Source organism: Agrobacterium rubi TR3 = NBRC 13261 (assembly GCF_000739935.1).
Taxonomy (GTDB): domain Bacteria; phylum Pseudomonadota; class Alphaproteobacteria; order Rhizobiales; family Rhizobiaceae; genus Agrobacterium; species Agrobacterium rubi.
Map to the genome: position 1 here is coordinate 1 of NZ_BBJU01000024.1, position 20,433 is coordinate 20,433.

21 protein-coding genes and 1 pseudogene are annotated in these 20,433 nt (G+C 58.4%); 11 read left to right on the forward strand and 11 right to left on the reverse strand.

Going from position 1 to position 20,433, the window contains the following annotated elements:
- From aiiB to RRU01S_RS17905, 8 genes and pseudogenes are all read left to right on the forward strand, one after another.
- Positions 1-254 (forward strand): annotated as a pseudogene (gene aiiB, locus RRU01S_RS17870) (quorum-quenching N-acyl homoserine lactonase AiiB); the annotation flags it as partial.
- A 132-nt stretch (positions 255-386) separates the two neighbouring features.
- Positions 387-1,694 carry a sugar ABC transporter substrate-binding protein gene (locus RRU01S_RS17875; RefSeq protein WP_045023428.1) on the forward strand — a complete coding sequence of 436 codons (1,308 nt, stop codon included), beginning with the start codon at positions 387-389 and terminating at the stop codon, positions 1,692-1,694.
- Positions 1,695-1,696: 2 nt separating this feature from the next.
- The gene (locus RRU01S_RS17880) at positions 1,697-3,277 is read left to right on the forward strand and encodes a sugar ABC transporter ATP-binding protein (protein ID WP_233278969.1); all 1,581 of its coding nucleotides are present in this window, start codon (positions 1,697-1,699) and stop codon (positions 3,275-3,277) included.
- Between the two features lie 10 nt (positions 3,278-3,287).
- Positions 3,288-4,322 carry an ABC transporter permease gene (locus RRU01S_RS17885; protein WP_010974859.1) on the forward strand — a complete coding sequence of 345 codons (1,035 nt, stop codon included), beginning with the start codon at positions 3,288-3,290 and terminating at the stop codon, positions 4,320-4,322.
- 156 nt (positions 4,323-4,478) lie between these two features.
- A complete protein-coding gene (locus RRU01S_RS17890) occupies positions 4,479-5,048 on the forward strand; it encodes a peroxidase-related enzyme (protein WP_010974858.1) in 570 nt (189 codons plus the stop codon).
- Between the two features lie 53 nt (positions 5,049-5,101).
- Entirely contained in the window at positions 5,102-6,307 is a 1,206-nt protein-coding gene (locus tag RRU01S_RS17895) for an acyl-CoA dehydrogenase family protein (protein ID WP_010974857.1), read from the forward strand.
- 139 nt (positions 6,308-6,446) lie between these two features.
- Entirely contained in the window at positions 6,447-7,070 is a 624-nt protein-coding gene (locus RRU01S_RS17900) for a peroxidase-related enzyme (RefSeq protein WP_052816127.1), read from the forward strand.
- 14 nt (positions 7,071-7,084) lie between these two features.
- Positions 7,085-7,981 carry a haloalkane dehalogenase gene (locus RRU01S_RS17905; protein ID WP_049783284.1) on the forward strand — a complete coding sequence of 299 codons (897 nt, stop codon included), beginning with the start codon at positions 7,085-7,087 and terminating at the stop codon, positions 7,979-7,981.
- Positions 7,982-8,115: 134 nt separating this feature from the next.
- On the opposite strand, the gene RRU01S_RS17910 is transcribed toward RRU01S_RS17905, so the two are convergent.
- The 9 genes from RRU01S_RS17910 to RRU01S_RS17955 form a co-directional block, all read right to left on the reverse strand.
- Positions 8,116-9,741, reverse strand: a complete 1,626-nt coding sequence (locus tag RRU01S_RS17910) for a GMC family oxidoreductase (protein ID WP_010974855.1) — start codon at positions 9,739-9,741, stop codon at positions 8,116-8,118.
- 159 nt (positions 9,742-9,900) lie between these two features.
- Positions 9,901-10,671: an SDR family NAD(P)-dependent oxidoreductase gene (locus RRU01S_RS17915; protein ID WP_012654998.1), complete on the reverse strand. Its 771-nt coding sequence runs from the start codon at positions 10,669-10,671 to the stop codon at positions 9,901-9,903.
- Positions 10,668-10,820: a hypothetical protein gene (locus RRU01S_RS26225; RefSeq protein ID WP_154965369.1), complete on the reverse strand. Its 153-nt coding sequence runs from the start codon at positions 10,818-10,820 to the stop codon at positions 10,668-10,670. Before RRU01S_RS26225 ends, RRU01S_RS17915 begins: the two co-directional genes overlap by 4 nt.
- Positions 10,817-12,064 carry an LLM class flavin-dependent oxidoreductase gene (locus tag RRU01S_RS17920; protein ID WP_045231679.1) on the reverse strand — a complete coding sequence of 416 codons (1,248 nt, stop codon included), beginning with the start codon at positions 12,062-12,064 and terminating at the stop codon, positions 10,817-10,819. Before RRU01S_RS17920 ends, RRU01S_RS26225 begins: the two co-directional genes overlap by 4 nt.
- Positions 12,061-12,936 carry an LLM class flavin-dependent oxidoreductase gene (locus RRU01S_RS17925; protein ID WP_080803237.1) on the reverse strand — a complete coding sequence of 292 codons (876 nt, stop codon included), beginning with the start codon at positions 12,934-12,936 and terminating at the stop codon, positions 12,061-12,063. Before RRU01S_RS17925 ends, RRU01S_RS17920 begins: the two co-directional genes overlap by 4 nt.
- A 209-nt stretch (positions 12,937-13,145) precedes the next feature.
- On the reverse strand, positions 13,146-14,105 hold the full coding sequence (locus tag RRU01S_RS17935; protein WP_045231682.1) for an aliphatic sulfonate ABC transporter substrate-binding protein: 960 nt from the start codon (positions 14,103-14,105) through the stop codon (positions 13,146-13,148).
- Positions 14,106-14,131: 26 nt separating this feature from the next.
- A complete protein-coding gene (locus RRU01S_RS17940) occupies positions 14,132-14,935 on the reverse strand; it encodes an ABC transporter ATP-binding protein (protein WP_080803206.1) in 804 nt (267 codons plus the stop codon).
- A complete protein-coding gene (locus RRU01S_RS17945) occupies positions 14,932-15,756 on the reverse strand; it encodes an ABC transporter permease (protein WP_233278968.1) in 825 nt (274 codons plus the stop codon). The genes RRU01S_RS17940 and RRU01S_RS17945 overlap by 4 nt, the downstream gene beginning before the upstream one ends.
- A gap of 554 nt (positions 15,757-16,310) precedes the next feature.
- The gene (locus RRU01S_RS17955) at positions 16,311-17,183 is read right to left on the reverse strand and encodes a PhzF family phenazine biosynthesis protein (RefSeq protein ID WP_045231683.1); all 873 of its coding nucleotides are present in this window, start codon (positions 17,181-17,183) and stop codon (positions 16,311-16,313) included.
- A 117-nt stretch (positions 17,184-17,300) separates the two neighbouring features.
- Here RRU01S_RS17955 and RRU01S_RS17960 point away from each other — a divergent pair, with 117 nt between their 5' ends.
- Genes RRU01S_RS17960 through RRU01S_RS17970 form a run of 3 tightly spaced genes read left to right on the forward strand, consistent with a single transcriptional unit; the run spans position 17,301 to position 18,912 of the window.
- Complete coding sequence (locus RRU01S_RS17960; RefSeq protein ID WP_045023424.1) at positions 17,301-18,197, forward strand: LysR substrate-binding domain-containing protein; 897 nt, start codon at positions 17,301-17,303, stop codon at positions 18,195-18,197.
- A gap of 25 nt (positions 18,198-18,222) precedes the next feature.
- Entirely contained in the window at positions 18,223-18,516 is a 294-nt protein-coding gene (locus RRU01S_RS17965; protein WP_045231684.1) for a hypothetical protein, read from the forward strand.
- A 3-nt stretch (positions 18,517-18,519) separates the two neighbouring features.
- Positions 18,520-18,912 (forward strand): hypothetical protein, encoded by a 393-nt coding sequence (locus RRU01S_RS17970; RefSeq protein WP_045231685.1) that lies wholly within the window; start codon positions 18,520-18,522, stop codon positions 18,910-18,912.
- Between the two features lie 28 nt (positions 18,913-18,940).
- Here the strand turns inward: RRU01S_RS17970 and RRU01S_RS17975 are convergent, their stop codons facing one another.
- Complete coding sequence (locus RRU01S_RS17975) at positions 18,941-19,342, reverse strand: hypothetical protein (protein WP_012654983.1); 402 nt, start codon at positions 19,340-19,342, stop codon at positions 18,941-18,943.
- Between the two features lie 97 nt (positions 19,343-19,439).
- On the reverse strand, positions 19,440-20,432 hold the full coding sequence (locus RRU01S_RS17980; protein ID WP_045231686.1) for a hypothetical protein: 993 nt from the start codon (positions 20,430-20,432) through the stop codon (positions 19,440-19,442).
- Position 20,433: the final 1 nt, after the last annotated feature.

The window sequence follows — 20,433 nt, forward strand, 5'->3', positions numbered from 1 at the left end:
CCGGGATGTTGGGTATTGCCGTGGAGCTTGAGAAGCGGCCCGGGTTTCTGCTCGTTTCAGACGCTTGTTACACCGCCACAAATTATGGTCCTCCGGCCCGCCGAGCCGGCGTTCTCCACGATACGATCGGTTACGATCGGACGGTCAGCTATATCAGGAAATACGCCGAATCCCGTTCTCTCAAAGTCCTCTTCGGTCACGACCGGGAGCAGTTTGCGAGCCTGATCAAATCCACGGACGGATTTTATGAATAAGGAGCTCGCCAGGACTTCAACTGGCGGCGGCCGCGGCTGTGAAAACGCCAAGGCAACTACCCCAGTAGAACTGCCCAATTGCCTCTACCTCAAACCGCATAAGCCAATTCACCCTATGAAAGGATCCTTCAAATGACTTCATCTAAAGTAACTTCTTCACCCTTATCAAGCTCGCTTTCTCGCCGCCGTCTGCTCCAGGCAGGGGCGGGTCTTGCCGTGGCGGGAAGTGGATTTCTGCCCAGCTGGGAAGCACGCGCTCAGAGTTTTAAATCCGCTCCGCTGCATCAGCTTTTGCTGCTGAGCAATGAATGGAACACCATCATCAACGATGCGGCAAAGCGGGCCGCAGCTGTTCTCGGCCTTCCCTATAGTTCGACGACGTTCAACCTCAACGATGGCACGGCCGTTACGCAGGCGCAGTCCGCCGCTGCGGCAGGTGCAAAACTCTTCCTCATCGTCAGCGCCGACGGGAGCAGTCTGAAGCGGATTGCCCGGACAGCGCAAGAGGGCGGCGGCTATGTGGTCAATGTCGGCAACAACATTCCCTGGACATCTCCGATTGACGCCGGAACCGGCTTTGCGCAGGCAATCGTTGCGCGTGAGGACGGAAATCGCGGCGGTAATATGTATGAAGCCGTCAAATACACCATTGGCCTGGCGGTGAAGAAGTTCGGGCCGGACGCCAAATTCCTGCATATCACCGGTTCGAAGGGTTCATCCTACGACAATCTGCGCACGGCGGCCGTGAAGCGTGCGCTTGCCGAATTTCCCGGTGTAACGATCGCCGGAAGTCTGCCAGGCAATTGGAGCGCCGAGGAAGGGCAGAAAGCGACCGAGGACCTCATCGCCCGCCACGGCGTGCCCAACGGCATTATCGCCCAGAATGATGGATCGCTGACCGGGGTTCTGGCAGCGCTGCGCGGTCTCAAGATCGAGGCCGGTGAGGAAGTGCTCACGGTTGGAGCGGATGGCGCAACCGATATCTTCAGGGCAATCAAGGCCGGAAAAGTCGCGGCCACCGCGTTCCAGTCTCCGGCCTATTACGGTGTCCAGGCTGTCGCCCGGCTCTTCGATGCTCTGAACGGCTATGAGGCGTCCGCCCCGGAAAGGTTCGTGGGGTTCAATGGGCTTCTCGTCACCAAAGACAATGTTGATGGTGTTCTGGCGCGCTACGTGGACAATCCGAACCTGCCCTTCGATCCGAAGCTGCTGTCGCATGTCATCAGCGGCGACAAATGGGACCCTCAGGCGCCGCTCGCCCCGATCAGGTACGACGACTACTTCACTGCCACCGGCATCGAGAAGCCTGCAGATTACCGACCTCAGGCAGACTATGCCAAGTCTATCGAAACGGGCGAGTTCGACGCTGTCACGAAGCGCTACGAGAGCGCCTACAAACTCAAGCTGGACGACTTCAGCTTCAAGGGCATCAAGGCCTGAGAATGTCCATTCTGAGCGTCGAGAGCCTCACCCATTCCTTTGGTCCTTCGCCCGCCCTTCGCGATATAAACCTCGCGATCCGGTCGGGAGAGGTTGTCGGTATCGTTGGGGAAAATGGAGCTGGCAAGTCGACGCTTCTTAACGTGCTTTCCGGTACATTGAAACCATCCAGAGGAACCGTAGCGATCGGCGGCACGCCGGTCGCCCTGGAAAATTATTACGAGGCCAATCAGCGCGGGATCTGGCGGATCTTTCAGGATCCCGCGCTGATCGGGGCCCTGCCTGTCTATGAGAGCCTTTTCCTCGGCCATGAAAAGCGTTTCACGCGCTTTGGGGTGCTGAATAAGGCGAAGATGATTGATATTGCCCGCGACCTCGTGCGTTCCATGGGTATCGCGGTCGACGTCAAGCACCTGATGCTGAACTACGACTTCGCCACCCGGCAATCGCTGGAGGTCTGTCGGGCAATTCTGTTACCGAAAGTGCTGGGGTTGCCCTCCGGTTTCGTACTCTTCGACGAGCCGACAACCGGGCTTAGCCGTGCCGAGGTGGTCCGGCTTCTGGAAAGCATGGGCAGGCTTCGCAGGCAAGGCGCGGGCGTGGCCTTCGTTTCGCATCGCCTGCAGGAAGTTTTCGACGTCTGCGATCGGCTGATCGTCCTGAAGGATGGTGCGATCGTCGGAGAAGGGCCGATTTCTCAGTTCGATGAGGCCGGATTGCACCGGTTGATGGTCGGCCGGGCTTTCGAAAGCACGACGCCGGGCAAGAGGTCGACGCTCAATGAAGAGCCCTTTCTTGTCGTCAAGGGGCTTTCACGTTCCAGCCGACCGTCGGCAGGGCAACGCTTAACGCACCTCACCGACATTTCCTTCAACGTCGGAAAGGGCGAGATCGTCGGTATCGGCGGTCTTCTGGGATCGGGCAAGGGGCAACTTCTGCGCGTTCTGGCGGGCGTAACCTCCCATCGGGACGGCACGGTCGAGCTTGGGGGCATGCCGCTTGCAGGATCTATCGCCCAGCGGAAACAAAGGGGCATCGCATTCATTCCCGGTGATCGGTCGAACGAAGCGGTAGTCGTGACCGCGGATGTCGCATCGAACATTTCTCTGCCGAGCGGTCATGCCGGCGCTCGCGGTTTTTCCAACGCATTCGGCATCTGGCGTTCTGCTCGTGAGCAAAATGTCGCCAGACAGATGATCGTGTCCCTGCGGATCAAGGCCGTTTCAGGTCAACCCCTGCGTACACTGAGCGGTGGCAATCAGCAGAAGGTATCATTGGCGCGCTGGATCCATCGCGAGCCGGTGCTGCTTCTGATAGAGAATCCAACCGCTGGCGTGGATGTGGGAGCCAAGCGTGAAATCTACGCGCTTTTGCGAGATCTTACCGCTCATGGCACCTCGATCCTTTACGTTACAGATGATCTCCCGGAGCTGATCTCGCTCAGCGACCGGATACTGATCATGCGAGATGGTCGGATCGTCAGCGATATCGACAACCGCCAAACGCTCACGACCGAGCACGCCCTTGTCGCCGATATGATTGGTCCCGCCTCGAACGAGAAGACGCCGATTGTTGCGCCTTGAAGAGATTCCTATGATCCCGAAGCAGATTAGTGAAATTGAAGTTCCGCAGGCAACCGGCAAAATAGAAACCTGGAAGGCGCGTGTTGCAACGGCCATCGTTTCGCGCGAACACCGGGCGACCTGGCTGCCAGCATCGGCGCTTCTCATTCTTATTGGCTACTTCGCTTTCCAGCAGCCCGCATTCTTGTCGCCGCTCAACCTGACGGTCATGGGAGCCCAGGCCGGGCCACTGCTCTTGATCTCGCTCGGCGCGACCTTCATCGTGCTAATGGGCAGCATCGACCTCTCCGTTGCTGCTGTCGCAGCGCTCGCCTCCGCGATCAGCGCCGTTCTCCTGCAGAAATTTGGCACGGGTTACACAACGGCCCTCCTCGCCGTGCTCGGTTTCGGCATCGCTGCCGGCCTGCTCAATTCCGTTCTTTCGACAGTCCTGCGGCTGCCGTCGTTCATTGCAACTCTTGCGTCCAGTTCCATCTTTACGGGCATCATGCTGCACGTGCTTGATGGCACTGCCCTGTTCGTCAACGACGACGACTTTTCGATGCTCGCCAACGGGCAGATAATCCCGCGGGTGCCCAACGTCCTTCTCCTTTCGCTGCTGCTTTGGCTCGTGCTGAGCCTGACAACGTCCCATACCCGGTTCGGCCGGTACATCGTCGCGATAGGGGCTGGCGAGCGTGTCGCGAAACTGAGCGGCATCGCTATCAACCGCTACAAGACCTATGCGTTTGTGCTTTCAAGCACACTCGCTGCGATCGGTGGGTTCTTTCTGTTGTCGCGTTTGGGTTCCGCTACCCCCTCAATCGGGGACGGGTATCTTCTCGACACAGTCGCTGCAATCGTCGTTGGCGGCACGGCACTTACAGGCGGGGTCGGCGGCGCACAGCGCACCCTGCTCGGGGTCGCGCTTATCACTATCCTGAGCAACGGCCTGAACGTTTCTGGCGTCAGCACGTTCACCCAGGAAATCGTCAAGGGCGTTGTTATTGTGATTGCCGTGCTCACGACGATCGACCGCGTCAGCCTTCAAGACATCGTGAAATGACGACACAGTGCCCCAAGCAACGGCGATGAGAAAGTTTTTCTCCCCACGCGTGCGAAATTAGATTCGTCTAGTTCGTCTATATTTTTAATAGACAATATTAATAGAGAACTGACTTCCGTTTATTCAGTCGCCCCCTCAATATCGACGGAGAATGGCATGACAACGATCGACGGGCTGGCTCGGAGCCAGCGGATTTCCCGTTTGCGCATTCCGGACGAATCCGAACTGCCTGAAGATATTCAGGCTTTAGTTGATCGTCACCACCATGAGAACTGGGTTCGGGCGCTTTCGCTCAATCCTGACACAGCTCGCCGCTTCACCGGTCATTTCGAGCATCTGTTCGCGGCGACGGGCAGGCGGTTGCCGCTACAGGATCGCGAGTTAATCGCCGTGGTTGTCTCAGCGACGAACGGATGTGGCGTTTGCGAGATTCATCACACGCGCGCCTTTGGCGACCTGCTCAATGATCCGGGTTTTGCTCGTCGGGTCGCGCTCGACTACCATCTCGCCGACTTGTCAAAGCGACAGCGGGCTTTAGCTGATTTGGCGGTCAAGGTGACTCTAAGCCCCAAAACTATCTCGCAAGCCGACTTCGAGAAGCTCAGGGATCTTGAGCTTTCCGATGAAGAATTATTGGAGGCTGTTGAAACAGCTTCCTGGTTCAATCACACCAACAGGGTCACTATATCTTTGGGGATCCTTCCGGATGATAAATTCTTCTCATAATAACCGATTTTCCAATAGTCCGTTTAAGACTCAAGGAGGACTAAAGGATCAGTATGGGCACTTATTCCCTTGATACAAAATTGGAGGCAGGCCAACATCTCCTTGATGAAGTCTTGCTTCACACTTTTCAAAGTCGCGCTGCGGATTATGACCGGGAAAACCGCTTCTTTTTTGAGGATCTCGCCGATCTCAAAGCAGTCGGGTACCTACAGGCAGCACTGCCGGTGGAATTCGGGGGCCGGGGGCTGACCCTGTCACAGGTACTGGCCGAACAGGCGCGGCTTTCTTATCATGCACCCGCCACGGCACTGGCAATCAACATGCACCTCTATTGGATCGGTACTGCTGCTTATCTCTGGCGCCGTGGCGATCACTCAACCGACTGGATCCTCGAAGAGGCGGCAGCGGGTCGGATCTTTGCAGCCGGCCATGGCGAGCCAGGCAACGATCTTGGCCTCGCAGGCTCCAACGTGGTGGCCGAACCACTCGCCGACGGTGGCTACCGCTTTCACGGACGGAAGATTTTTACCTCTCTTTCACCCGTCTGGGACTGGCTCGGAATCCATGCACTCGATGCAAGCGATCCAGCCACACCAAAAATTGTCCATGCTTTTATTCGCCGGCAGGATCCCGGGCACCACACACGAGAAACCTGGGATTCGCATGGCGTGCGCGCGACGCGGAGTGATGATACAATCCTGGAGGGAGTGATCGCGGCAAAACCTTATGTAACGCGCGTGCTTCCAGCCGGCCCGCCGAACGATCCTTTTGTTGACGGCATCATTGCTTCGGCTGTTCTTCCGATCGGTGCTGTGTACTACGGCATTGCCAATCGCGCGTTCGACATCGCGGTGGAAACGGCTAAATCCCGCGTTTCTCCGGCACTCTCCGGTCGGACCTATGCCCATCATCCGCAAACACAGGTCGAAATCGCCAAGGCTTCTATAGAACTCGATAGTATTTGGGCTTTTCTCAGCCGCGTAGCGGCGGAATGGACCGAGGGCGTGGATCACGGGCTACTCTGGCCAACCAAATTGCTTGGCGCCAAACAGCACGCTGTCGATGGGGCACTCCGGATCGTTGATCGCGCCAGCAAGGTTGCCGGCGCTAGCTCGTTGCTCCGTCGAAACGAACTGGAGCGGCTGACGCGCGACGTCCGTTCCGGCCCCTTCCATCCGCCGAACAGCGACGCGACCCACGACCTCATTGGCCAGATCCATCTCGGCGTCTTTCCTCCGGCAGCGCAAGCCGCCGAATGACATGGCGATCTTTGCAAGATTCGTTGGCGTGGCGGACTCATTGCTACTCGACGCATCGTGGCGATCGGGGACGTAGTCGCCGCAAAGGGATTTTAACAGCGATCTCGACTTCAACCCCACAATCGGGAGACTTTCCATTATGAGCCAGGCAACAGCGCCCCATTCCGTCACTTCATCTCCCGTATCGACCGGGCAGTTGGAAGAGCCCATTTCGCGTCTTCGCGTTCCGACAGAGGACGAACTGCCCCAGAAATTGCGCGACATCCATATGAGGATTCGAAAGAAGTTCGGTTTTGTCCCGAATTTCCTGACGGCGCTGTCTGCCAATCCGGGTACCGCTCTGCGTATTATGGCCTTCTATGAGCACCTGTTCGACCAGAGCAACAGCCATCTCAGCGCATCCGAGCGTGAGTTGATCGCAGTCGTGACGTCTGTAGCGACAGGCTGCAGCTATTGCGTGTTCAACCACCGCCCGGCGTTGGCAGCCGCCCTTGGAGATCGTGTGTTGGCGGACCGGATTGCTCGAAACCATAATGATGTGACGTTGGCACCACGCGAGCGAGCGCTGGCCGATTTGGCGCAGAAGCTGGCCACTACGCCCCATAGTGTGGGCAGTGACGACTTCGCCCGGCTCCGAGCAATTGGCTTCAGCGAACCCGCGATTCTGGAGGTGCTGGAAGTCTCTGCTTTCTTCTCCTACGGCAATCGTTTGACCATAGCATTGAACGTGCTTCCCGACCCTCAGTTCTTCGTTTCGGCTTGAAGGAACACCGTCACATGACTGAGAAATCACCACATTCCGCCTTTGGTGACGGCGCGAAAGCGTATGATGTGCCGGCATTCGGCCTGCAAATCCACACGGTTGAACATGGTTCAGGTGCGCCAATCGTCTTTCTCCACGGCAATCCCACGAGTTCCTATCTGTGGCGCCACATATTCCGCCGTCTCCATGGACACGGTCGGCTATTGGCCGTCGATCTGATCGGGTACGGCCAATCTAGCAAGCCTGATATCGAATACACATTGGAGAATCAGCAGCGTTACGTTGACGCTTGGTTCGACGCCCTCGACCTAAGGAATGTGACGCTGGTTCTGCAGGATTATGGCGCAGCGTTTGGACTAAACTGGGCCAGCCGGAATCCAGACCGCGTCCGAGCCGTGGCCTTTTTCGAGCCAGTGTTACGGAACATTGATTCGGTGGATCTGTCACCGGAATTCGTCACCCGCCGGGCGAAGCTGCGCCAACCGGGCGAAGGTGAAATCTTCGTTCAGCAGGAAAACCGCTTCCTGACTGAGCTTTTCCCCTGGTTTTTCCTTACCCCTTTGGCGCCGGAGGACCTAAGGCAATACCAAACGCCGTTTCCGACGCCGCACTCGCGCAAGGCGATACTCGCAGGACCACGCAATCTTCCTGTGGATGGCGAGCCAGCAAGCACTGTGGCATTCCTGGAACAGGCGGTAAACTGGCTCAATACGAGCGATACTCCCAAGCTACTGCTGACATTCAAACCTGGTTTTCTACTCACCGATGCCATATTGAAGTGGAGTCAGGTTACCATCCGTAATTTGGAAATAGAAGCAGCAGGCGCTGGGATCCATTTCGTACAAGAAGAGCAACCCGAGACGATCGCACGCCTCCTGGATGCATGGCTAACACGCATTGCAGGAAATTAGGCAGAACGTTACCAATCATCCCTAATCAAACAGAAAAGTCATTGCGAACCAGGTCCAGGTCTCGGATCAAAATATTCTCCTTCTGAATTTGGGCGGCACCCACAGACGCTGAACCTGTCAATGTCGAACGACTATCACGACAAACTATCCTCCAGGATCATTGCCGCCCCCTTCTCCCCAATCATGACGGTGGGTCCGTGCGTGTTGGAGGATGGCATTGTCGGCATGACGGACGCATCAACGACTCTCAGTCCGTCAACACCGATCACTCTCAGTCTCGGATCGACGACGCTTGCGGAATCCGTACCCATCTTGCACGTTCCGATGGGATGGTAGGACGTCAGACCGGTTGTTTTTGCCCATTCCAGGATGTCCTGATCGCTCTGCAGACCCGCGAGGTCGTTGTCCCGTGAGACCATAAGATCATCAAAGACCGAATCCGAGGCAATTCTGTTGATGAATCGAAAGGCACCGAGCATCGAGCGGAGATCCTCCTCGTGTGAAAGGTAGTTCGCAACGATCGCCGGCGGCTCCGCGGCGGCGCCCGACCGGATGTGGCTGGAACCCGTCGAATTCGGCCTCAGGACGAACGTCGAGATGCTGAAGCCGGGAAACTCATCCAGACGTCCGCTGATATTTCCGGTATTGTGGGGTGCACTGAAATGCAGCATCTGGATTTTCACGTCCGCCCGTTCGAGGTCCGACCGGGTTCTCACAAATGCATGGGCTGTCGCCCCTATGGTAGATAGGGGACCGCCGCCTCGCGCAAGCCAGCAAAGCATGGCGCGTACCTTCCAGACGTAGCTGTGTTGGACATCATTCAGGGTGCCGCGGAAACGGGTACGAAATCCGACGCGCACATTAAGGTGATCGCGCAGATTTTCTCCGACGCCCGGGAGGTGCACCAGTGGCACGATACCTGCCCGGCCAAGCACCTCACCGTCCCCTATACCCGAAAGCTCAAGCAGCTTCGGGGATTGGACGGTGCCGCAGGATAGAACGACCTCCCGCCGTGCGATGGCACATCTCAGGCCATCAGCCGCGCGATACTCCACCCCGATCGCTCTCTTCCCTTCGAAGAGGATGCGGTTTGCAACAGCGCCTTCGCGAATGGTCAGGTTAGCACACCTGCTGGCGGGCGAGAGATAGGCACGGTCTGTGCCATGACGCAATCCCCGGCGCTGGTTGAACTGGAGATAGCCTGCGCCTTCCGAAATACCCGCATTGTAATCATCCTGCTGTGATACCTGCATGTTACCGCAAGCCTTCAGGAAGGCATCAGAGAGAGGATCTGCTGGACGGTGCCTGGTAACCGTCACAGCCCCGCGCTGCCCTCTGCTCGCCGGATCACCGGGAATGTATGTTTCGCTGCGCTTGAAGAAATCCAGCAGATCGCCATAAGACCAGCCGGTACAGCCTGAGGCAGCCCAGAGGTCATACTCCACCGGGTCTCCCCGTACCCAGAGCATGCCATTGATGAGAGAGGAACCCCCAAGTCCCCTGCCGCGCGGCCAGACAAGTTCCCTGCCATTGAGGCCGGGTTCAGGCAATGTCGTGAAGTTCCAGACTGCATCCTCTTTCGCAAGCGCGAACGGAGTCAATATCGGCAGCCGGAACCGGATGCCGGACTGCTGTCGACCAGCTTCCAGGAGCAGAACCCGCAAGTCCGCACGCTCAGCCAATCTTGCAGCGACGGCAGCGCCAGCGGATCCTCCTCCGACGACGATGAAATCGAATTCATCAGCTTCTACTTGCTTCAAGATTTTCTTCCCACGTGTTGAGAATGAAACTTTACCGGCGTTCCTGTTGAACCGTTTCGCCTCGAACGAGCCAGCGCTGCGTGGATTGAGACCACTTCATCAGTTCCTGTTTTCCTTTGGTCCGGTCTCTGCTTTTCCAGAAAAACGTGTTTCGCTCGATTAACCGGCAAGGAACCCCCCGTCGCAGGGGATGATTGCACCAGTGACATAATCGGAGGCGTCGCTGGCCAGGAAGATCGCCAGGCCCGCCACATCGGCGGGCGATCCCCATCTTCTGGCAGGGATGCGCTCGATGAAGCGGGTGACCACTTCAGGATCGTGGCGCAGCTTTTCAGTCAGGGCGGTGACCATAGCGCCGGGCGCTATGGCATTGACCCTTAGTCCTGAAGGTGCCCATTCATTCGACAAGGTCTGAGTGAGCAAGGCGATCCCTCCCTTGCTGGCTGCATAGGCAGCCGCATTGTGGCCTCCCCTCAGACTGCGGATGGAGCCAATGTTTATTATTCGTCCGCGGCCTCGGGGAAGCATCAGCCTGGCTGCATGCCTGCTCAGCGCGAAGGCCGCAGTCAGATTGACCTCGATGATCCTGTCCCACATCTCAAGCTCCATATCGAGCGACGGCGTGTCGTCCCAGATGCCTGCGTTGTTGACAAGGACATCGATCTGGCCCCCCAGTCGCTCCACAGCTTCATCGAATCCGCGCTTCAGGTCGCTACGGTCGCTAAGATCGGCCGTGACAATCTGCCGGTTATCGGCCGGGAGGTCAGAGCTTTCCCATCCACGGTCGATGCAGACGACATCAGCTCCCACTTCTAAGAAGCCGTCAGCGATAGCGCGCCCGATCCCCCGAGCGCCGCCCGTGATGACGGCCCTCCGACCGGAAAGGTCAAACAGCGTCGAGATGTTGGGGATTTGCGAAGGATATGTCATGACAGGCCCACCATCATGGGATGCGAACGCGAGCCCTGCACGCCGCTTGCAAGTCCGTAATCGACTGACAGGTCTTTAAAGACGTGCGTATCCCGAACATGCTCGGAATTGTGCCGCCGCTGTCCGGTGGAACCCTGTTCGATATTCATGTCTGGAATGCCCATGACGGCGCGGGCGGGCTGATGGGCAGCCCAAGGTTCTCGCGAAGCGTATGTCCACGATAATCGCGATCCACGAGGCCTCGACGACGCAGGATCGGGATGACCTCGTCCACAAACAACTCGAATTCCGCAGGCAATTCATGGGGCATCACCATAAATCCGTCCGTCGCCCCTCCCACAAACCAGGTTTCTGCCGCATCAGCGATTTGTTCCGGCGTGCCGATAACAAGATGATGGCCGCGGCTTCCGGCCAAGGCGCTGGCCAGTTGCCGGATGGTTAGTGGCGATGTGCTGTCAACCAGGGATGAAATGACCGAAAAGCGGCTCTTGATGCCCTCATACAGATCGATGTTCCCGAGTGTCCGCGGCAGGGGCTCGTCGAAATCGAACGCGGTCAGGTCGATACCGAAACTCTGTAACCAGCCATGTGAGGCGTGGGGCAGGATCAAGTCGTCAAGCGCCTTCTTCTTGCTGCGGGCCTCTGCCTCGGTGGAGCCGATGACAAAGCTGAGGCCCAGGATAAGACGCACATCATCGGGGTTTCGGCCATGCGTCACGGCGCGGCGCCTAAGGTCATTTCTGAAGTCCCTGCCAGCTTCGAAATTCCATTGGGCGCTAAACACCAGTTCGGCGAAACGGGCCGCGAAATCTCGCCCCGTGGCGGAAGACCCGGCCTGCACCAGAACCGGGCGGCCCTGGACCGGACGGGCAATCGGTGCAACATCGTCGGGGACCGGTGCGCCGTCCCAGTATGCGAGCACCTGTTCTGTGTTGCGCGCGCCCAATTCATAGCGCTCGGCATGGGGGATCGGCTTATCGAGGCCGTAGTTGGCACCGGCCGCCGGCTCGCCCGAGGTCACGATGTTCCAGGCAGCGCGGCCTCCAGTGGCATGGTCGAAGGTCGAAAAGACCCGGGCGACCTCAACCGGATCGGAGAAGATCGCCGAGCCCGTGGCGATGAAACCGAGATTCTCGGTTGCTTGAGCGACCGCAGACAAGAGCGTGACGGGTTCGACTTCCCAACGCGGGCTGTACATGACCGCAGGATTGAAGATGAAAAAGTCGGCCATGAACACGGCGTCGAATCGTCCACGTTCGGCAGTCCGGGCGAGTTGCTGGAAGTAATCGAGACTGTGAATCCGCTCGGGCTGTGCGCGTTCCGTCCGCCAGGCTGCCTCGTGGTGGCCGCACAGCAGGGGATTGACCAGAAGAGCGAGAGGACGGCTGGTCATGCGGAAACTCCATTTCTTCTAAGGGCAAACAGGCTTTCCGGACGGGATAACCCAAGCGTGTCACGCAAATTGCTTCCGCGCGGCTTTGACCATAACCCAATATCTCTCGCCGCCCGCGCGACGGCATCGATCCGTGGCGCTACACGGACAGTCGCTCCATCAACGTCCCCATCGTTGAGCAGTGCATGCATCGACGCGAGATCGCCAGTGTCTGCAACGATACTTAGGAGGGTGGTATTTCCCTCGGCACGAGGTGCGAGGGGCTTGTTCGTGCTCTGACCGGGGACCGGAACGATTTCAATGATGTCCGCCGTGGGCCATGCGCCTTCGGCAAGATCGGCAGCGAGGACCTCTCGAACCAGGACCGGTCGACCTTGAGGGGCGCGTGGTATATCGAGCGGGCCAGCTACCCTATAATATTCCCCGATGTGATCGAGCCGATGAACCTTGCTGATGTCGACATAAATTCCACTCTCCTTGTCGTAAACGGCGGCATCGTCATCCCAGCTATCCAGGAGGTGGCTGACGGCATGCACGAACTCCGCGATCCGGGCTTCGTCAGGCTCATCGGCAGTCGAATATGGCTTCCAGCCTGCCCGTCCACTCGAGAGGTGATCAAGAGACGCCAGACGGCGTGCAAAATCATAAGGCAGAGCCGTATCGACGTTCACCGCCGCAACCAGCCCGATCTGCTCGGTCCTGGCCGCCAGCGCGGCCAGGATTGTTGTTGGATCCAGGATGGTTTCCCTGCCCCCGATAGTCAGTGTCGTGAACCCAGCCTTTTCAGCCGTTCGGGCGACCGTAACAAGATCTGCCGTAGTGATTGGGTCTGATATCATCAGCCCAAGACCGAATACTTGGCGAACGCCCATCAACATACCCTTCTCATTTCGCTGAACGCGTGTTCGTATTGCTGACCAGACCCAAGTCGCGTGAACGTGCGTTTTTGGTCGAAAAATCAAGATCGCAATAGTTCCGGGTCTGATCCTCCGGATGCCGCCAAAGCCTCGGAACGAGGTGACCGGTGGTATTCATAAGAAACGCATTTGACCTGATTTTCTCGGGCATCCTCTGCCTCGCGTTAGAAATTGAAAAAGGCCTGATCCGCGAAGTTGGATACTTCGAAGGTTTGCCTGATGAAGTGGTTGTCCAGGAGGAACTTCACGGAATCCGCCAGCTCTGCCTGATCCGCCTCGGTTACGGTCGGTTTCCACTCGAAACGGGAGAAGGCGAGCTCAGTCTGCTTTGGCGTCAGGCCCACTACCGGCGCGAGGACCTGGGCTGAACCGGCCGGATCAGAGCGCAATGCCTCGGCCCCGCGCTTTACCGCCTGCAAATATGCCTTCAGCACATCCGGATGCTTGGCGGCGAAGCTGCCTAAGGCGACTATCGGGTTGAGGTTACTCTTCAGGCCGGCGCCGTCTCGCAGGGTACGCGAGACACCCTCGCTGTCCAATTTGGTAAGTAGCGGTTCCCACACCAGGACGGCATCGACGTCGCCCTTGGTAAGGGCGATGCCCATGTCCTGCAGGCCAAGATTGAGAAACTCCACGTCGGAAATCTTCAGGCCGGCCTCGGCCAGCACCAGCACCAGCAGCTCATGTACATTGCCGCCGCGCAGGGTGGCGACCTTCTTGCCCTTCAAGTCTTTCACTGTCTTCACCGAACTGTCCTTGAGCACTACCAGCGCCTCAGCCTTGGCCCCCTTGCAGGCGAGGCCTACAAAGCGAGTATCGATGCCATTGGCGAAGGCGATGAGGGAGGGCGTGTCGCCCAGCGCGGCAATGTCGAGAGCGCCCGAGGCGAAGGCCTCGTTCACCGGCGGACCGCCCGCGAACTGGTGCCACTTTACCTCCACGTCCTTCAAGCCGGCCTTGGTAAACTCCTCATCTACCCAACCTTTTTGTTTGGCCAGCAGGATGGCGGAATAAGGCACGAACGGCATGAATCCAATGTTTACGGTCTCCGCTGCAGCGGAACCGGACCAGAGAAGTGCGGCGGCGACCAAGGCAGTGGCAGTTTTGGCAATGTTTTTTAGCATCTTGGACGACTTTCTTTCAAAATGAGCTAATTGCGGTGGTGGAAAAACTGGGCATGCAACTCATGGCGCAGACGGGCGAAGGCGGGATCGCCGCGGTCGCGCGGATGGGGCAGCTCCACGGTAAACCGCGCACGTACACGGCCGGGACGATCAGAGAACACCACGATCTCGTCTGCGAGATAGATGGCCTCCTCGATGTCATGTGTGATGAGCACGGTGGTCAGATTGTCAGTATGGCGGATGCGCAGCACCTCGTCCTGCATCTGGAGGCGGGTCAGCGCATCGAGCGCACCGAAGGGCTCGTCCAGCAGCAGCAACTCCGGCTGGTGCGCAAGCGCGCGCGCGATGGCGACGCGCTGCGCCATACCACCGGACAGTTGGTGCGGATAGGACCGCCCAAATCCTTCAAGGCCCACCAGCTTCAACTTCTCAGTCACGACTCGCCGCTGCTCCGCCTTGGGCAAACGGTGGAGACTGAAGGCGATGTTCGCCTCCACCGTCATCCAGGGAACGAGGCGGTGGTCCTGGAACACGATGCCTCGGTCGAGGCCCGGTCCCTTCAGCGGCCGACCGCCCAGCAGCACCGTCCCGCCGAACTGTGGTTCCAAGCCAGCGACGATGCGCAACAGGGTACTCTTGCCGCAGCCGCTTGCACCGATGATGCAGGTGACGCTGCCGTCCCGTACAACGAGATCCACATGGTCCAGAGCACGCACTTCCGACCCGTCAGGCCGACTGAAGCTTTTGGAGACGCCCTGGACCAGCAGCGTATGATCGGTAGCGGCGGGGGGTGTTGTAGGGAATGCGGCAGCGGTCATATCACCCCTCATAACCCGCTGAAGCCGGCGCGCCAGCGCACCAGACGTCGCTCAGCGAAGCGTAAGGCATCGTCGGTCAGCTTGCCAAGGACGCCGAGGGTAATCATTCCCGCAAGCACAACGCTGGCATTCGACATTACGCGGCCGTCCATGATGAGGAATCCGATGCCACTCGATGCTGCGATCAGCTCGGCTGCCACAACACACATCCAAGACATGGTGATGCCGAGCCTGAGCCCCGACATGATCTGCGGCAGGGCGCCGGGGATCATCACCTGACGGATGAAGTTGAGCCGTGGCACTTCCAGCACCCGAGCTAGTTCCACATAGCGGACATCAGTCTGATGGACAGCGTCAAGAGTGCTTACTAAAATGGGAAAAAAGGCGCCGAGGACGATGATGAAAATTTTGGCCTCCTCCCCAATACCGAACCACAGGATGGACAGCGGGATCCAGGCAATAGGCGGGATGGGTTTTAACACCTGCACCATTAGATCAGCCAGCCGGTTCAACGGCCCGATGAGCCCCATAACGATGCCAAGCGCGAGGGCGAGCACAGCGGCGATGCCGAATCCTTGGAGCACACGGGCGCTGCTTACCGCCACATGCTCGGCAAGCTCCCCACTCAATGTCATGTTCCATATGGTGCGAACGATGGTTGATGGGGCCGGCAGCAACACGGGTCGCACGGCTCCAAAATCACATGCCACCTGCCAAACGGTGACGAGCACCACAAGCGGCCCCACTCGAACGGCGAACGCGGAGAGGAGCGCGAACGGGCGATACGACGGAACTGAATGACCAATGGTGGTAGAGACAGCTTGCTTACTCACGATCCCTCCGCCCTCCCGGCTGCCACGACGTTGCGTTTGGCGTCCAGGAAATGAGAGCCGAGGAGAAGGGCGTCTCTCGAATTGAACGCACCAGAATGGACAGACCGTTGGCTGTCATCCAACCTCCTCGTCGCAATTGTAGGGTGAACCTCGTTTTCCGCGTGCCTTACGGTATGGACTTAAAACGAGCCTGAGCCTGCCAGTCTATAAAATCTATGTATAAAGTCATGAAATGTTGTTCTCTTTTATGGGCACGAGGAAGCAAAGTGAGTTTTCTAAGTTGTTCAAATGCAGATTTTTTGCTGCGGGCCATCACGTACTGGCTTTGGGGAGCGGCAGGGCAAAAGTCTCGCGTCGGCGCCGCCGGTACAGTCGTTATGGAAAATGCCGCGATCCTAAAGAATTGGCATCACGTGTTCGAGGAAGAGAGCGCCGTTGGCTCGCATAAAGGGCGGCAGCACGATAAAGTCGTCGCCCCAGAACCAGGAGACGTCACAGCGCCGGCTTGCTGGAGTTTGAAGGATCGGTACGGGCGCTAGGACCGGGTGCAAGCATTAAAGCCGGATCACGCCTCTCAACACGACAATGCCTGTCCCGGAGAGTTCCGGTTCGGGCTTCAGCCGGATATGCAGAATGCTGCGGCGGCCCATCTTGGTACCTTGTTCGATCACCAATTCGTTGTTCCTGAGGTTTCCCGTGGCTGCAAGATACGCCGCCAGAGGGCCAGCGGCGGTTCCGGTCGCAGAATCTTCCCACAGGCCAACGGTTGGATTGAAGAACCGGGCGTAGGCAGTGTTCGGTGCTTCGGCATCGAACGCATAGACATAGCAGCCTTCCGCCGCCGTCTTTCTCAGAACGGCGAGGAGCTTGCCGGCATCGGGTCGCGCCTCGTCAACCGTGCCGGCATTGCGAACGCGCACCATCAGATGAGCCGCGCCGGTGTCAGCGGGACGTGGCGGCGGTTCTGACAGAATGTCGCCCAGACCGAGGCCAAGGGCGTCGGCGAGAGGCGCGACATCACTGAGCGGGTCCGACAAGCGCAGCGGCGCCTGGCGCATGCGGCCGTGGACGCGACCGCCGATCAATTCGAGCTCGATCGGCAGAACATCCTGACCGATCTCCTGCTGAAAGGTCCGGGCGGTCGTCAGCGAACCGAGATTCCCATGTTCTCCTAGCCAGAGCCACGCACCGAGTGCGTTGTGGCCCGCACCGAACACTTCCGCACCGCTTGCGGTGAACGACCGCAGTTTCCAATCGGCACGTGCGCTCCGAAGTATGAAGGTGGTCTCGGCCTGATTGAATTCACCGGCGATCCGCCGCATCACATCATCGGTAAGGTCGTCGGCGTCCTGCACCACCGCGAGCGGATTGCCGGTCAATGGCGCGTCTGCGAAGACATCAATGAGACCTGCGACCAGTTCGACCATTTTCCCTGCTGCCTTGAATGAGTTTATTTTGATAGGGTTTGACGATCAGCACTGTACAGCCGCTTATACAAATAGAAAAAGTCAAATTACTCAGCTTCAAGGTGAACTGGATTCAGCATGAGTCGCTCTCGCTTGCCGCCATTGTCCGCCCTTCGCGCTTTCGAAGCCGCTGCACGGCGGGCGAGTTTCAAGGCGGCGGCTGAAGAACTCTCGGTGACGCCGACGGCCATCAGCCATCAGATCAAGCAACTCGAAGCCCATATGGGCCTGCGCGTCCTGGACCGGTCGCCGAGAGCGGTGACGTTAACGCCGCAGGGCAAGACCCTGTACGAGGCGACGGCCTCTGGTTTCGGCGAAATCGAAAGAGCAGTCACGCGACTGCTGGCAGATACGACCCCGACGACAGTCACCCTCTCATCCACCACTGCTTTTCTCAGCCACTGGCTGGTGCCGCGGATGGACACGCTCCGCCAGGCTGTTCCGATGATCGATCTCCGGCTGCATACGTCGAACTCCGTCGAGGACTTGCGGGCGGGTGGTGTCGAGACTGCAATACGTTACGGGCGTGGTCCCTTCCCCGGCGTGGTCAGTACCTACCTTTGCCGTGACGTGATGACACCCGTTTGTAGCGCACGGCTCGGTCTGTCCCACCCTGATGATCTGCGGCGCGCTATACTGATTCATATCGACGGACGAAACCGGCCCTCGCCGGAACCAGACTGGTTGCGCTGGTGCGCGCAGGCCGGTGTGGCCGACGTCGACACCAGTGTCGGACCCCGCTTTCCCGATAGCATGCTAGCCGTCCAGGCGGCTATCGCGGGACAAGGCGTGGTCATAGCCAGCCGGGTTCTGGTAGCGGATGCGCTTGCTGCGGGCTTGCTGATAGCGCCTTTTTCCGGGGAGCTTGCCGGAGATGCCTATCACTTTGCCTGCGCTATTGGGTTAGAAACAAGAGCTGACATCGTCGCACTTAGGGAGTGGTTTCAGGCATCGCTCGGGCCAATGTGTCATTAACGGACCTCTTTCGGCAGACGTGTCCATGGTCGATATGATGATCGAACTTGGTCCGGATTCTTTTGCGCCAACTCAACGCAATCTGAACGCCGGCAGTGGCGGCAATCTCAATCCGCGGCGCGCCATCATGAGAAAACCGCATATGGCGCTCACGTCACAGGCAGATAAATGGATATTCGATCGGCTCGAGAAGCCTCTGATGCGGTCTGGCGCGCTCGATCTCACTGATCCGCGTTTCGACCTACCGGCGGTGCAAGACAGCTCCCCGGGTGTGTTTGCGACCGTCCCACAGGTGCCAACGCAGTCTCCAGAGGAGTAGAAAATGGATATACCGCACGTCTCTCGTCAGCCACCTGAGATCGGCAGCCGAGTGAAAATCTACTTTGACCGCACGTCTGGTGATCTCATCATTGAGACCCCTAAAGGCCAGCGCAGCAGGGATTTCATGGGCGTTTGCATCAGCGACGCCGTCTTCGACACCGAGGCCACTGTAAGGGGCAGCACCCGTTGCATCGTGACGGGAACTTTTCTTGCTGTCCCGGGTTCACGTGAGAGCCGCGATATCGAGTCGGAAATCCGCGCGCAGGGCAGATCGCATCTGGAGTTTTACTGGTGGCGAGATAAGACGTGGCCACTCCGCAAAGCGCGCCTAGCGTTCATTGCGAAGCCTCATGGTGGCTTCCCGACTTCGATGGTCGTCGACGGAGGAGTCTGACAGGGGGCGCCTCGGCGCCGTCTGTAGTCTACAGATCAAAGATTTCGAGGCCTGGAATTATCATTTGCGCCGTTCCCAGCATTGGTCTGGGAAGTCTCGCTGCAAAGGCCTGCCGACCGCTATCGACAATTGCCATTATGCGATGTCGGCCGTCCATGACTGAGATCCAGCCCTCCTCTTTTGAGGTCGATGTCAGCACCGGAAAACCTATTGGTTGGTTGGAACCGACCCGGCGCACCCAATAGTCATATTTCCCTTGCTTGAAATCCACGCCGCCGCCTCTCCTATCGATCGACCAAAACCATGGTGAATGATTTCCGAGGTGCTGATCAAACCCAGCACTCGGCACGTGGACGGTTACATAGTCGTCCAGGTCCGCGAGCGGCACTTTTTCATTTGAGATATAGGTGAGGCCGAGAAGGGTCGTCATGGAGCGAGCATCTCTGATGGAATTATAGGGTTGTCGTAAATCACATGAAATTGCTGGTCAGGAGGTGAAACCAACACCCCGACATAAAGTCGGCCATTTAACCCTGCGTCCGGAAGCGTCGAAGGGCGCGCGGCGAACGGCGGTCAAGAAGCAGGACCCCGTCAAGGCCGGACGAAACACTTCTATCCTGCCGACCCGCATAGTTCTGCGACCGATCTTCAAGGGCAGAGAAGACCTGGGCGACACGCCTGCGACGCGTTGCTTCAGTCGGGGGCCGCTCTTGTACCAAGGCAAGGATTTCCTTGTCGATACCCAAGAACACACCATCATCGATCTCGCGGCCGACATAACCCGCACCAACCTGATCGGATAGATCAAGTACCGGCTGATCGAGGATAAAGGAGTAGGCTCGTGTAATCGCTTCGAAGAGATCAAACGTCACGGTGATGCCGTCACCCTTTGCCGGCGGATCCAGCACTCTGCCCTCTGCACCACCGGCCTTGAACATGAAGAAGCTTGCACAGCGCGTGGTCGGCGCCCGTCCGTTGACCGTGTGAAGCGCCGAAACCTGCCCCAGTGCCTTCGCAACGGTGCTTGCGGCTGGCGCTCGGATGCGACCCTTACTCTCGAACACGTGGCGTTCCCTTCGCTTGATGCCGATAAAGTCGGGACGCGATTTTGGAGGAGGAGGCGCTGCGCCAGCCTTCGGCACGACCGGAGCCGATGGGGATCCCCATCGGCAGGAGGCAAGACCGGCGACATGCACGAGATACTGGACGCTCATCTGACTCTGAGCATACCAGTGCGTGAATGCCTCGCCGAAAAGGAACGAAACCCCCACCTTCTCCGACTGCTCCAAACTCCGAAAATAGGCCGTCGTGTTCAAGGAGGCATCCAGATAGCCCGTCGCCATCGCGACCAGCATTTTCTCCCGCCAGGGGCCAACGGTACGGACAGCGGCTCGACGGCTGGGATAGCCGACGGTCAGCAACGAGCGGATGATGTCGGCATGTGTCGCTGGCAACGTTTTCGTGCCATTCAACGCCGTAAATCGCCCCGAGAAGTTTGCGGAAGTGACTGTAACGGGCATG